Source organism: Paracoccus versutus, from assembly GCF_000763885.1.
Taxonomy (GTDB): Bacteria; Pseudomonadota; Alphaproteobacteria; order Rhodobacterales; family Rhodobacteraceae; genus Paracoccus; species Paracoccus versutus.
Genome location: NZ_JRKO01000027.1, coordinates 49,993 through 61,811 on the forward strand (window position 1 = coordinate 49,993; position 11,819 = coordinate 61,811).

At 68.0% G+C, this 11,819-nt stretch carries 14 protein-coding genes and 1 pseudogene; 3 read left to right on the top strand and 12 right to left on the bottom strand.

The window, feature by feature from the left end; genetic code table 11:
* Window positions 1-25: 25 nt before the first annotated feature.
* Both IT40_RS13555 and IT40_RS13560 read right to left on the bottom strand, forming a co-directional pair.
* Window positions 26-2,026 (bottom strand): conjugal transfer protein TraG, encoded by a 2,001-nt coding sequence (locus IT40_RS13555; RefSeq protein ID WP_036756004.1) that lies wholly within the window; start codon window positions 2,024-2,026, stop codon window positions 26-28.
* 32 nt (window positions 2,027-2,058) lie between these two features.
* Entirely contained in the window at window positions 2,059-3,852 is a 1,794-nt protein-coding gene (locus IT40_RS13560) for a relaxase/mobilization nuclease domain-containing protein (protein WP_036756006.1), read from the bottom strand.
* Between the two features lie 484 nt (window positions 3,853-4,336).
* Here IT40_RS13560 and IT40_RS13565 point away from each other — a divergent pair, with 484 nt between their 5' ends.
* Window positions 4,337-4,708 (top strand): iron chaperone, encoded by a 372-nt coding sequence (locus tag IT40_RS13565; protein WP_036756101.1) that lies wholly within the window; start codon window positions 4,337-4,339, stop codon window positions 4,706-4,708.
* Window positions 4,709-4,824: 116 nt separating this feature from the next.
* Here the strand turns inward: IT40_RS13565 and IT40_RS13570 are convergent, their stop codons facing one another.
* The 10 genes and pseudogenes from IT40_RS13570 to IT40_RS13610 all read right to left on the bottom strand — a co-directional run bounded on the left by IT40_RS13570 (window position 4,825) and on the right by IT40_RS13610 (window position 10,845).
* Window positions 4,825-5,406, bottom strand: a complete 582-nt coding sequence (locus tag IT40_RS13570) for a hypothetical protein (RefSeq protein ID WP_036756008.1) — start codon at window positions 5,404-5,406, stop codon at window positions 4,825-4,827.
* Between the two features lie 49 nt (window positions 5,407-5,455).
* Window positions 5,456-6,274, bottom strand: a complete 819-nt coding sequence (locus IT40_RS13575; protein WP_052095927.1) for a lytic transglycosylase domain-containing protein — start codon at window positions 6,272-6,274, stop codon at window positions 5,456-5,458.
* A 3-nt stretch (window positions 6,275-6,277) separates the two neighbouring features.
* Entirely contained in the window at window positions 6,278-6,613 is a 336-nt protein-coding gene (locus IT40_RS13580) for a DUF736 domain-containing protein (RefSeq protein ID WP_036756011.1), read from the bottom strand.
* Window positions 6,613-7,215 (bottom strand): S26 family signal peptidase, encoded by a 603-nt coding sequence (locus tag IT40_RS13585; RefSeq protein ID WP_052095930.1) that lies wholly within the window; start codon window positions 7,213-7,215, stop codon window positions 6,613-6,615. Before IT40_RS13585 ends, IT40_RS13580 begins: the two co-directional genes overlap by 1 nt.
* Window positions 7,212-7,514 (bottom strand): hypothetical protein, encoded by a 303-nt coding sequence (locus IT40_RS30060; protein ID WP_243700229.1) that lies wholly within the window; start codon window positions 7,512-7,514, stop codon window positions 7,212-7,214. Before IT40_RS30060 ends, IT40_RS13585 begins: the two co-directional genes overlap by 4 nt.
* Window positions 7,433-8,398, bottom strand: a complete 966-nt coding sequence (locus IT40_RS30065; protein ID WP_243700230.1) for a hypothetical protein — start codon at window positions 8,396-8,398, stop codon at window positions 7,433-7,435. The genes IT40_RS30060 and IT40_RS30065 overlap by 82 nt, the downstream gene beginning before the upstream one ends.
* A pseudogene (locus tag IT40_RS30070) lies at window positions 8,349-8,819 on the bottom strand (DNA cytosine methyltransferase); the annotation flags it as partial. The gene IT40_RS30065 and the pseudogene IT40_RS30070, both read right to left, overlap by 50 nt.
* On the bottom strand, window positions 8,789-9,304 hold the full coding sequence (locus tag IT40_RS13600; RefSeq protein ID WP_084197118.1) for a DUF2840 domain-containing protein: 516 nt from the start codon (window positions 9,302-9,304) through the stop codon (window positions 8,789-8,791). The gene IT40_RS13600 and the pseudogene IT40_RS30070, both read right to left, overlap by 31 nt.
* A gap of 136 nt (window positions 9,305-9,440) precedes the next feature.
* Window positions 9,441-10,553: a replication initiator protein A gene (locus IT40_RS13605; RefSeq protein ID WP_036756015.1), complete on the bottom strand. Its 1,113-nt coding sequence runs from the start codon at window positions 10,551-10,553 to the stop codon at window positions 9,441-9,443.
* Between the two features lie 10 nt (window positions 10,554-10,563).
* A complete protein-coding gene (locus tag IT40_RS13610) occupies window positions 10,564-10,845 on the bottom strand; it encodes a helix-turn-helix transcriptional regulator (RefSeq protein WP_036756017.1) in 282 nt (93 codons plus the stop codon).
* 209 nt (window positions 10,846-11,054) lie between these two features.
* Between IT40_RS13610 and IT40_RS13615 the strand changes: the two genes are divergently transcribed.
* The gene (locus tag IT40_RS13615; RefSeq protein WP_036756019.1) at window positions 11,055-11,294 is read left to right on the top strand and encodes an AbrB/MazE/SpoVT family DNA-binding domain-containing protein; all 240 of its coding nucleotides are present in this window, start codon (window positions 11,055-11,057) and stop codon (window positions 11,292-11,294) included.
* On the top strand, window positions 11,291-11,689 hold the full coding sequence (locus tag IT40_RS13620) for a PIN domain-containing protein (protein WP_036756021.1): 399 nt from the start codon (window positions 11,291-11,293) through the stop codon (window positions 11,687-11,689). Before IT40_RS13615 ends, IT40_RS13620 begins: the two co-directional genes overlap by 4 nt.
* Window positions 11,690-11,819 lie beyond the last annotated feature (130 nt).

An 11,819-nucleotide genomic window follows, 5' to 3' on the forward strand; every position in this document is an offset into this window, starting at 1 on the left:
GGCTCCTTTCTGCGGGTGAATGTCGTCACATCGGAATGTCGTCGCCGGGATCCATCGAGGTCTGGCGAGCGACGCCCGCCATCCTTCGGCGAAGGGCTTGGCGCTGGCGCGCGGCATCCTCCTGATCGTCGCCGAGCAGCTGCCTGAACTCGTCCTCCGGCGATGGTTCCTTCCTCTCATGGACGATCTCGACATGCTCGGGCAGTTCCGGCTCGCGGCGCAGGCCGGAATTGGCCTTGTCCTGACGTTTTGCCTTGGCCGCTTCGCCGGCCCCTGCCCGATCCGCCGCCTGCTTCGTTGGCTTCAGCCCGGTCCAGTCATCCCGTCGTGGCGACGGCACGACCTCGCGCGGATCGGGCGGGGACAGCACTCGCTCGCGGAAGCGCGGATCGGCAAAATAACGCGCCTTCCGGGCCCGGATCGGCGGCGTGCCGGCGACCATGACGATCTCGTCCTCCGGCGGCAGCTGCATGACCTCGCCGGGGGTGAGCAGTGGCCTTGCGGTCTCCGAGCGCGAGACCATGATATGACCGAGCCAGGGGGCCAGCCTGTGGCCGGCATAGTTCTTCATCGCCTTCATCTCGGTGGCGGTGCCGAGGGCGTCGGAGACCCGTTTCGCGGTGCGCTCGTCGTTGGTGGCGAAGCTGACCCGGACATGGCAGTTGTCGAGGATCGAGTTGTTGGGGCCATAGGCCTTCTCGATCTGGTTGAGGGACTGGGCGATCAGGAAGGATTTGATGCCGTAGCCGGCCATGAAGGCGAGGGCGCTCTCGAAGAAGTCCAGCCGCCCGAGCGCCGGGAACTCGTCGAGCAGCATCAGCACCCGGTGTCGGCGGTCCTTCGCATGCAGATCCTCGGTCAGGCGCCGGCCGATCTGGTTCAGCACCAGCCGGATCAGCGGCTTGGTGCGCGAGATGTCCGAAGGCGGTACCACGAGGTAGAGCGTCGAGGGGGTTTCGCCTGCGATCAGATCGGAGATGCGCCAGTCGCAGCGGCTGGTCACCTGCGCCACCACCGGATCGCGATAGAGGCCGAGGAAGGACATCGCCGTCGACAGCACGCCGGAGCGTTCGTTCTCGGATTTGTTCAGCAGCTCGCGCGCGGCACTGGCGATGACCGGATGCGGGCCGGTCTCGCCCAGATGCGGGGTCTTCATCATCGCCGCCAGCGTCGCCTCGATCGAGCGGCGCGGATCGGAGAGAAAGGCCGCGACCCGCGCCAGGGTCTTGTCCTCCTCGGCATAGAGCACATGCAGGATGACGCCGACCAGCAGGGCATGGCTGGTCTTTTCCCAATGGTTGCGCTTTTCCAGCGAGCCCTCGGGATCGACCAGGATGTCGGCGATGTTCTGGACGTCGCGCACCTCCCATTCCCCGCGCCGGACCTCCAGCAGGGGATTGTAGGCGGCGGACCGGGCATTGGTCGGGTCAAACAGGAGGACGCGGCCATGTTTCGCCCGGAACCCGGCGGTGAGCTGCCAGTTCTCGCCCTTGATGTCGTGGACGATGGCGGAGCCCGGCCAGGTCAGCAGCGTCGGCACCACCAGCCCGACGCCCTTGCCGGATCGGGTGGGAGCGAAGCAGAGCACATGCTCCGGCCCGTCATGGCGCAGGTAGTCCTGATCGTATCGCCCCAGCACAACACCGTCGGGGCCGAGCAGTCCCGCCCGCTCGATCTCGGCCCGCCCCGCCCATCGGGCCGAGCCGTAGGTCTCGACGTCCTCGGCCTCGCGGGCGCGCCAGACCGACATCAGGATGGCGATGCCGATGGCGAGGAACCCGCCCGAGGCGGCGATGATGCCGCCCTCCATGAAGATGCGCGGGGCGTAGGCGTCGTAGAAATACCACCACCAGAACAGGGCCGGCGGGTAATAGACCGGGATGCCCCAGAACTCGAACCAGGCCGGGCCGAGCTGGGGCTGGAAGCCGAGCCGCCAGGCGGTCCATTGCGTGCCGGACCAGACGAAGATCAGCACGATCAGGAAAACCACGATGATCTGGCCCCAGAGGATCTTCGTGCCGGACATGGAAACACCTCCTTTCGACAAGGGTTCTTGCGCTACAGCCCAAGGTCGCGCCTGCGCCCCAGCGACCAGTCGATGCCGCCGCCGGGTTTCGCCACGCCGGAGACATGCCGGCCGATCTGGCCTTCGAGATCCCGCGACCAGGGCACAAGCTGGAAGCTCAACCCGTCGTCGATGACGGCGAAGCGGCCCGAGGAGAGCGACATCTGCCGGCCGCAGGTGCCGGCGACATGATCGCCGGGCCGGGCCTGCACATATTGCCGCCCGGTCCTGGCGGCCAGATCGGCGCCGACGGCATCGAGTTCGCGGCGGCGCAGGGTGGCGAGCAGATGGCGGCGCAGCAGGATGCGCCCAACCTCGCGCCGGGCCAGGCCCTCCCCGGCCAGATGCTCGGCGCGGGCATCCATCGCCTCGCGCACCTCCCTGCCGAAGCCGCCCATGGCCAGCGGCATCGGCCGGCGCTCGACCAGCCGGTGATCGAGCCAGGTGGCGCCGGGTGCCGTGATCTGGGCTTGCAGATCCAGATCGGAACGATGGGCGAGCCGCAGGGTCGGGTTCGGATCCTCGGGCCCGCCGAAGCGGCGCAACTCGACGATGCCGCCGAGCGGCGGGGCCTGGTCGAAGGCCTCGATCCCGCGCAGGCGGATGTGATGGGCGCGGCCGTCGGTGCCGTCGATCACCGCATAGGCCTCGCCGGTCAGCTCGTCATGCAGCCCGAGATCGACCAGCCTCCCGATGACGGGCGCGCCGTCCTGGCCGCTGTCGGTGACATAGTCCAGAACGCCCCGTTCCTCGCCGCGCCCGGCGAAGGCGCGATGCATCCGGCTGACGATGTCGCCGCGCCGGCCGAGGTCGCGCAGGGTGGTTTCCGCCTCCAGCCCCAGCATCCATTCGCCGGGACCGGCCGATGTGGCGAGACCCATCTTCTCCAGATGCTGCAGCCGCCCGATCATCAGCCGACGAGGTTCGGGACTCCGGCCCGCCGGTTCACCCTTGATCGGGGCATCGGGGCGCAGGTCGATGAATCCCAGCTCGTCGGCCTGGCGCCGGATCGCGGCGTCGAGCCGGGTCCAGCGTTCCGCCGTCACCTCGCGTTCCAGCGCGGATCGGATCTCGTGCTCCTGCTTCGGGCCGAGTTCGAGGGAGACCAGATCCTCGGCCCGCGAGCGCAGCCCGTAGCTGATATAGTCGCGCGAGATGACCAGATCCTTGCCGGTCTCGTCCTTGCCGCGCAGCAGCAGATGCACATGCGGGTTGTCGGTATTCCAGTGATCGGCGGCGATCCAGTCCAGCTTCGTGCCGAGATCGGCCTCCATCTGCTTCACCAGATCGCGGGTGAAGGCGCGCAGATCGGTCATGTCGGCGGCATCCTCGGGCGAGACGATGAAGCGGAAATGGTGCCGGTCGTCCTGGCAGCGTTCCGCGAAGGCGGGATCGTCGGCATCGTCGGAGGTGGCATCGAACATCAGCCCGTCGCCGTTGTCGCGGCGGACGCCCTCGCGCTGGAGATAGGCGAGATGGGCCGTCATCGGTGCCGAACGGAAGGACCGGCCCCTGTGCCGGACCACCCGCGCCTTCACCACCACCCGGCGCTGCGGCGAGAACAGCCGCGAGCGGCTGAAGCTGGCCCGCCCACGCCCGAATGTGGAGTGGCCGGTGCGGACGGATCGCCCCGAGGACGACGAGCCCCCAGCCGATGCCGCCTTTCGGACCGGCCCCGCCTTCCGCGCCGCGCGCAGCACCTGATTGACGAAGCTGCCGCTGCGGGGCGCCGGGGTCGAGCGCGGCCTGCCCGGACGGATGCGGAATTCACGGTCGTCATGACTCATGACAGACCTCCCTGCCCCGCGAGTTGCGCAACAGTGCCGAAATCGGCGTTGAAATCGCGGCGAAACTCCGAAAAAGCGGCACCGCCGCCGACCGACCGGCCCCGGAAAAGACCTGCCATGTCAATGGCGTAGGTCTTTGACGGGCCGGGGCTTTTACCTTGCCATAGCCCTGAGGGCGGCGTGGCCCAAAGGACCGCGCCGCCCGTTCCTGCGCTGGGATACGCTACAGTGCGATTTCGGCGATTGGGGCTCATGAGGCCCCTCCCGGGCGGGAGCGCCTCCTGCGGACGCTGCCCGACTGCGGCAGAGCGGGCTGCGGATCGCGCAACCAATCGGGCGCCGATGAGGCGGAGGCCGACCGGCGCGCGCATCTCATCCCTTCGCTCGGTCGGTCGGAGATGATAGCCTTGGCGGCACGGCTGCCGGACACCGCCTGGCGGCGATGGCGGCGATGGCGGCGAACGATGGCGGGGAAGGACCGGGCATGGTGCAATCGCAGGCAACGAGCGTGGACGACTGGCTCGACGGTCTCGCGGCAGCCGAACGGCCGATCTTCGAGCAGTTGCGGGCGGCCTGCCGTCAGGAACTGGCCAACTGGGAGGAGCGAATGCAATGGGGCATGCCCGGTTATGGCCCGTCCGGCCGGGACAATGCCGTCAGCTTCAATGCACAGAAACGCCACATCGCCTTCTACGCCGGCCCCACGACGGTCGAGCGGTTTCGCGAACGGCTTGCCGGCATCGATTGCGGCAAAGGCTGCGTGCGCTATCGCAATACCGATCGGATCGACTTCGCCGTGCTGCGGGCGATGCTGCGGGATATCCATACTCGCGGCGGAACCATGTGTCGAAGCTGAGCAGGATCGCTCGACTTCACCCCCTCCCCTTGTCATCGACTCGGCGACGGGTCGCCATTCATCGCAGCAGCGGGCGACGGCGCGGCTGCCAACGTGCAGGAAAAGTACGGATGCGGTCATGACGGATTCCTCAGGCGGGATCGTCCCCGACGAGCGCTGTCCGACGGCGGCAGAGCAGGCTGCAGATCGTCCGGCAGGGTGAACTTCCGCTGCCATGTGTGCCACGCGGCGGTGACGGCGCCGGTGCCGGGAAACAGATCGTCGAGCCTGTCCTCGGGCCTCGCGGCGGCCATCTCGAAGGCCCAGTGGCAGACGGCTTCCGGCTTGGCGCCGGTCAGTCCGCGGCGCAGAGCGATGCTTTCCTGCACCCAGTCGCGCAGCACCAGCCGCTTGCTGACCGCATGCTTGCGGGCGGGTTTGACGATCACCGGTTCCCAAGCATAAGCCACCGGGACATTGCGCTTGAAGGCAGCGGAACCCTTCACCCAGGCCATCCAGCGCGCGCCCGTCGGCTTGACCAGCGGCGCGAGAAGGGCGAAAGAGCGAGGCGTCGCGGCGGCGTGCAGGATCCAGCCGTCGTAATCGCGTTCCAGCCGGTCGATCAGCGCCGCATGATCGACCTCGCCGGCGTAATCGGGACGGTCGCGGTAGAGATGTGCGCAGCCGATATAGGGCGGGTCCGCATAGGCGATCTTCATCTGCCGAGCCCTCCGAGTGGACACGTCGTGGGATGAATGGAATGATTTTTCATTGCACTGATCCCGCGTCGGATCGGCGAATGAACAGGCTGTCGGATTGCGGTGCGACGGCGTATGGAGCGGTGTCGGAAGGTTCGGCAGGCGGCTCTGGATCGGCAACCAATGCGCCATCGGACTGCGGTGGTTCTGTATCGGATCGGCGCACGAACAGACCGCCGGGCTGGGGTCGCTCCGAATCCGGGCTGTCGATCAAGGTGCCGACGTAGAGTGGCGCCTCGCGCCAGTCGGGCGGCGGCGCGGCGGCGGAAACGGTGCCGGGAAGCGGGTCGCCGCTCAGCAGCGGCGCCAGCGTGGCGACATAGGCGCGGGTCTCGGCCGGCAGGGCCCGGCCCGAGGCCAGATGCTCGTCGTAGCGTCCAGGCCCGGCATTGTAAGCGGCCAGCATGGCGGCGACATTGCCGTAGCGGTCGTGCATCTCGCGCAGATAGGCGGCGCCCGCAAAAATGTTGTCGCGGGGATCGAACGGATCGCTGCCGAGCGCATGGCGGGCGCGCAGCGCCGCCCATGTCTCCGGCACGACCTGCATCAGCCCCATGGCGCCTTTCGACGAGACGGCTTGCGGATTACCCCGGCTTTCGACCTGGCGCACGGCGCGGATCCAGTGCGGCGGAATGCCGAAGCGCAGCGAGGCTTCCGCGACATGGGATGCGAAGGGATCGCGGGTTTCCTGCACGACCGGCGGCACGGTCTGTGCCAGCAGACCGGCAGCCGGGAGGGCGACGAAAGTCAGGCCGGAAAGAAGAAGGGCGGCGATGCGGCGGACGGCGCAAGCCCGCCCGTTGGCATGGTGCGGGACGGAGAACGACATGGCTCAGTCCCGCTCGTCGCGCTTTCGCGGCCGCGACCAGTGCAGGCCCCAGTTGCGGCCGTGCTCGTCGGACTGGAACAGCCGGGCGCGGATCGGCTGCGCGAGGACGGGATCGTCGAGGGCGACCGAGATGTAGGTTCCGGCCTTTTCGCCGCTATGGGTCCAGCCGGCGCCGATCTCCGGGCCGTCCTCGCCGTCGAGATGGACCCGGTAATCCGGCGCGTTCTCGACATCGGCATTGTGGGTGGGCACGAAGACCAGTTCCAGGTCGAGCGTGACGGTGCGGATGCGGCCCTCGTAGCCCGATTGGGTGCGGGTGAATTCTCCGATCTGTGGCATCAGTTTGGTCCCTTCGGTTGATGGTTGGGGGTGGAATCAGGGGCTGTTTCCGTACTGGCCACGGGCCGGCGGAAGCGGCCATCGCCCGCCGCATCGGTCCAGAGCGGGACGATGCGGGCGGTGACGCTGGCGAGCGGGAGCGGGCCGAAATAGCGTCCGTCGAGACTGTCCCCGGCCTCCCGGTTCATGAGAAACACCTCGTCCGTGCCGACGACCCGGCAGCCTTGCCAGACGGGCAGCGGCCGGCCGATTCTGTCGCGCTCGCGCGCCGCGCCGATGGCCTGACCGTCGACGGTGATCGTGGCGCCGGTGCGGCAGACCCGCGTGCCGGGAAGCGCGGTGACGCGCTTCAGCAGCGACACGCCGGGGCCGACATAGCCGCGCGCAACGATGAACTGCGCCAGCGGTTCGGGCGGCGCGACCGCGACAAGATCGCCGAGGGCGAGGTTGATCGGCGGCTCTACGCGATAGAGCCCGAGCGGCACGCTGGCACTGGCGTTCCAGATCAGCCGGGGCGCGATCTCGGTGACGGAAACAGCGCCTATCGCCAGCACGGCAAGGCCGGTGGTGGCGAGATAGGTGGCGTGGGTTTTGCGGGTCATGCCGCACCCCCGTAATCCGCGGGATCATCGGTGGGGACATCGTCATCAGTGCCGGCATCGCCACTGTTTGCGCTGGTGGATGTCTCATCTTCAGCGACCGCGTCGTCCGTCGGCGCGCCGCCGAGGACCGCGTTCAGCGCGGCCTCGCTGCGCAGGATGGCGCGGCCGATGGCTTCGGGGATCTGCGGCACCACGGCGTCGCCGAAGGCCTCGACGATCAGGCTCGCCGCAGACGTCCCTTTGCGACTGCCGAGCGCAATGCGCCTGCGAGCCAGCCAGGCGGAAACCCCATCATCCATGCGTAGGTGATGGGCAATGCCGCCGTTCCAGTCAGGCCATGGCTCCGCAAGATCGCCGCCAAAGCCCGCGCTCCGCCCCATTTGTCCGGCGCCCGGTCGGTCATCGCCCCGTCCATCACCGCGTCCATGGTCGGCGATTTCCGGCGGTCGTAGGCCGGGCTCCAGCCATCCATGCGGCTGTCCCGCTTGGTGGGCGTCGGCAGGGTTTCCACAGCATGGCGCAGCAGGCTCGGCGTGTCGATCTGCGCCTTGGCGCCGTTCATTCGCTTGCCCGTCTCGATCTCCTGCGGGCTCAGCGTCCTGCCGCCGTTCGGCTTCACCGGCGTCGGCATCATGCCGCGGGTCGTTTCCGGCCTGTCGAAATGCAGCGCCTCGCCGATCGTCGGTGTGCGGTCGAAACGGTCCTGATCCGAGGTCATCCGGCCGTTGCGCCTGCGCAAGACGCTGCCCCGTGGCGCCGCATTCGCCGTCGGCGTGCCCATCATCCCGGCATGGCGGCTGTTGTGGCCTTGGAGCTGGCTCAGCACGTCGCCCCGGCCACCGCGATCCGCGTCTGTCTTGCGCGGTGTCGCCAGGATCATCCGCAGCGGATATGTCGATCCCGCCCCGCCGCCCGCCCCGTCCTTCATCCCGTCCGAGGCCATCGGCGTCGGCAGCGGGCGGTTGCGGAACAGATCGGAGAGGCCCGACTCCCTCATCGCCTTCCGCGCCCCCGAGCCCCCTTCCAGCCGCATCCCACCCTGCTGGGATTGCGACAGGGGTGTCGGCAAGCTGCCCGGGGTCGCAGCCGATGAGCCAGGACCGCTTGCGGACATGGTTGGCGCCGATATCCGCAGCACCCACCACGCATGGCCAGCAGGCGTAGCCGAGCGCTTCCAGCTCATCGAGCAGCCGGTCGGCGCCGCGAGTTCTGAGCACAGGGCTGTTCTCAAAAGCGAACCAGCGAGGCCGGCACTCTCCGACCAGCCGGACGGCTTCGAGGTAGAGGCCCGAGCGTTCGCCTTCGATCACCTTGCCCTTGGTGTTGGCGCTGCTGATGTCCTGGCAGGGCGGCGAGCCGACGACGATCTCGGGCAGGCATCCGAGGTCGGAAACAAGTCGAGCTGCCGTGAGGTCGCGGATATCCGCGTAGAGTCTGACATGCGGGAAGTTCTCCGAATAGAGGATGCGCCGCCATGCGACGATCTCGCAGGCCGCGATGGTGGTGAAACCGGCGCGGTGCAGGCCGAGGGTCCAGCCGCCGGCGGCGCCGCTGAAGAGATCGAGCACGCGCATCATGCCCCCACCTTCCGGCGCTTCAGCCATGCGGCATGCTGGGCTCTGGTATAGCTCCGGAACGGCTCGCCCGCGGCGATGCGGTTGTGAACATGCCGCCAGTGTTCCGGCGAGACCGTATGAGCGTCGATGCCCAGCGCCTCGATGGCATCGACCGCCTGCAGCACCCGTTCGACCTTCGGCCAGCCGCTGACCCGGAGCAGGATCTCGGCGCCGGGACGGATGAAGGGCAGCGTCTGAAACGGCTCGCCCCGCCCGACAGCCCGCAAAATGTCGAGGCGCGAGACCACGGTGCCGTAATCGTTGCCCGCCCAGCGGACCAGGGCGAAGACGCTGCCGGGGGCGAAGCCGACGGTCCGGTGCTGGCGGTCGAGCCGGTGCTCGTGGCAGATCCGTCCGAAGCGCAGCCAGTGCTCGACCCGCTTCTCCTGCCAGATCAGATCCACCAGGGTGAGAGACGGGTTCTCGGCAGGCTCTTCGCCTTTTCCGCCGAATGACACGATCCTGTCGGTCATGACGACCTCTGCGTCATGCGATCGGCGGAAGAGCGCATCGGGGCGGCGGATATCGTAGGTTCCCGCAGCGGATCGTGATACTGTCGCGAAAAGCGGATACATGCTCCTGGGCACGACGGGGGAAGCGCGTGCGGGGTCATTCTCCGCCCCCTTCCGGCCCGCGCCGATTTCGCGAATGAGGGACCATATCGGCGTCCGGGCGGGGGTTATCCACCGCCCGGCGCGCTTCTACCATGTTAGAGTCTTTTAAGTTAGATAAGTTACGGGACGGATTCCGTTCGTCGGACCAAAGGCTTAACTGCCCCTGGCACGCCCGAAGTCCCGATAGTCGCACGCCTGAAGTCCCGATACCGTCCACATTTCCGACGCCCGAAGTCCCGATACCATTCACGCAGTTATCCACAGGGAACTGTGGATAACTCGCAGGAAGGATCCGCAGCATCTCGACGTGGTCGACGCGCTCGATCCGCAGCCGGTATCCGGGCAGAGACTGGCGGGCGGCGATGCGCCGGATGTCGCAGGCGAAATCTGTGGGCTTGGCCAGACTGCCCGACTTCGCATGCAGATGCGGGATGTCGAAGCACCAGCCCTGCGGCTGACGGCCGGCATGTTTGCGGGCGACGCGGTAGAGCCAGCGTTCGATGCCGCCCTTGAGCCGGAAATAGGCCGGGTCGATGGTCAGGACCAGCGAGCGGTCGAGCACGCCGCGATAGAACCATTCGGGCAGCACGAATTCCATGCCCTCGACCCGGCCGCCGGCCGTGGTCATCTCCTCCCATTCGCCGATCCAGGAAAACTGGTGCCGCCGCCAATGCTCGCCATGGCGGATCGTGGTGCGGATCACCGTCGATTGCAGCCGCGCCAGCGCCCCCTTCAGTAGCCGGTAGTCGCGCGCACCGGTCTGGCGGCCGATGGCGGTCAGGAGCTGGTAGGGGGTGAAGCGCAGGAAGCGCGAGGTCTGCAGCCCGGCGTTCTCGGCATCGACGATCCGGCTGGCGGCCCAGATCAGGATATCGGCGTCCCAGATGGTCGCCATGCCGTGCTCGGGAAAGCCCTGGACATGGACCTGAACACCGCCGGATTCGTAGTGGATGGGCGTCAGGCGCTTGGTCTTCGCGAGCGAGAAAAAGGGACGTTCCATCAGATCGCGCTGATCGCGCGGGCGGACCTCGCCTCCCGCCCCCGTCACCACGAAGGGGCTGAGGCGGCGGCGCTCGCCGGAAAGACGGGGGCGGCGGGGCGCTCTCATCCCTGCCCCCTCAGCGCCGGTAGCGGCCGGCATGGGCCGGCGGCGTCACGGCATGGCGCTTGGCGGGCAACACCGTGCCGCGCGGATCGGAGGTCGAGGTGACGGCCCCGCGCTCGGCCCAGGCCTGCAGGTCGTCGACGGCATAGACGACGCGGCCGCCGAGCTTGTGAAACACCGGACCGGTGCCGAAGCTGCGGTGCTTTTCCAGCGTCCGGCCGGAGAGGCCGAGGAAATAGGCGGCTTCCGGGGTGCGCAGAAAGCGCGGCGGCAGGTCGGTAAGATCGGGCTTCATCGTCGGGCCTCCGTGCGGTTGGCGGGGCCGCTGGCGAGCAGCGGCGTATGGAGGACAGGGTGACGGAGAAGATTCGGCCGCAGGGAGTGCGAAGTTGAGAGGGCCAAATTCTCACCCCCCGCCCTGCGTCGGAGCATCGGACCCGGAAAACTTGACGTAAGACCACGCGCGCCTTACTTTTATCCTTACTAGAAGAAAGGACCGATCCGATGCCCACGGCGACCATCACGTCGAAAGGCCAGATCACCATCCCGCAGAAGGTCCGCATGGACATGGGCCTGACGCCCGGCGACCGGGTGGATTTCGTGCGTATGGACGACGGCCATTACGCCGTCGTGCCCGCCTCGCATTCGATCCGCGCACTGAAGGGCATCGTGCCCCGGCCCGACAAGCCGGTGAGCCTTGAGGACATGCAGGCGGCGATCCTGGGCGCAGCGACCGGCGAATGATCGGCATCGATACCAATGTGCTGGTGCGCTATCTGGCGCAGGACGACGCCACCCAAGCGGCCATCGCCACGGAAATCGTCGAGGGCTTCACGCCGGAGGAGCCGGGCTTTATCTCGCAGGTGGTGCTGGTGGAAACCGTCTGGGTGCTGACCCGCGCCTACCGGATGACGCGCGAGGCCATCGCCGATGCCGTGGAGGTGCTGCTGCGGTCGCGCGAACTGATCGTCGAGCGCACCGAGGCCGGCTATCTGGCGCTGGCCACCTATCGGGCGACGAAGGCGGATTTCGCCGATGCGCTGATCGCGCATGGCGGGCGGCTCGAGGGCTGCGTCGAGACCCTGACCTTTGACCGCGGCGCCGCGAGCCATGCCGGCATGCGGCTGCTCGGATCCTGACGGGCAGCGGCAAGCCCAGCCGCCCCAACGAGCAGGGCATTGCCGCCGGAGGGTTCATTCAGGCAAGGACTGCTTCGGATTGATCCCGCGAAGGCGCCTGCGGAAGACGGCAGGACCGCGCCTCCTTCCG

What these genes read in the sequence shown, in the direction of transcription:
- IT40_RS13555 (WP_036756004.1), bottom strand. Translation starts at nt 2,026, where the DNA reads ATGTCCGGCACGAAGATCCTCTGGGGCCAGATCATCGTGGTTTTCCTG.
- IT40_RS13560 (WP_036756006.1), bottom strand. Translation starts at nt 3,852, where the DNA reads ATGAGTCATGACGACCGTGAATTCCGCATCCGTCCGGGCAGGCCGCGC.
- IT40_RS13565 (WP_036756101.1), top strand. Translation starts at nt 4,337, where the DNA reads ATGGTGCAATCGCAGGCAACGAGCGTGGACGACTGGCTCGACGGTCTC.
- IT40_RS13570 (WP_036756008.1), bottom strand. Translation starts at nt 5,406, where the DNA reads ATGAAGATCGCCTATGCGGACCCGCCCTATATCGGCTGCGCACATCTC.
- IT40_RS13575 (WP_052095927.1), bottom strand. Translation starts at nt 6,274, where the DNA reads ATGTCGTTCTCCGTCCCGCACCATGCCAACGGGCGGGCTTGCGCCGTC.
- IT40_RS13580 (WP_036756011.1), bottom strand. Translation starts at nt 6,613, where the DNA reads ATGCCACAGATCGGAGAATTCACCCGCACCCAATCGGGCTACGAGGGC.
- IT40_RS13585 (WP_052095930.1), bottom strand. Translation starts at nt 7,215, where the DNA reads ATGACCCGCAAAACCCACGCCACCTATCTCGCCACCACCGGCCTTGCC.
- IT40_RS30060 (WP_243700229.1), bottom strand. Translation starts at nt 7,514, where the DNA reads ATGGATGATGGGGTTTCCGCCTGGCTGGCTCGCAGGCGCATTGCGCTC.
- IT40_RS30065 (WP_243700230.1), bottom strand. Translation starts at nt 8,398, where the DNA reads ATGAGCTGGAAGCGCTCGGCTACGCCTGCTGGCCATGCGTGGTGGGTG.
- IT40_RS13600 (WP_084197118.1), bottom strand. Translation starts at nt 9,304, where the DNA reads ATGACCGACAGGATCGTGTCATTCGGCGGAAAAGGCGAAGAGCCTGCC.
- IT40_RS13605 (WP_036756015.1), bottom strand. Translation starts at nt 10,553, where the DNA reads ATGAGAGCGCCCCGCCGCCCCCGTCTTTCCGGCGAGCGCCGCCGCCTC.
- IT40_RS13610 (WP_036756017.1), bottom strand. Translation starts at nt 10,845, where the DNA reads ATGAAGCCCGATCTTACCGACCTGCCGCCGCGCTTTCTGCGCACCCCG.
- IT40_RS13615 (WP_036756019.1), top strand. Translation starts at nt 11,055, where the DNA reads ATGCCCACGGCGACCATCACGTCGAAAGGCCAGATCACCATCCCGCAG.
- IT40_RS13620 (WP_036756021.1), top strand. Translation starts at nt 11,291, where the DNA reads ATGATCGGCATCGATACCAATGTGCTGGTGCGCTATCTGGCGCAGGAC.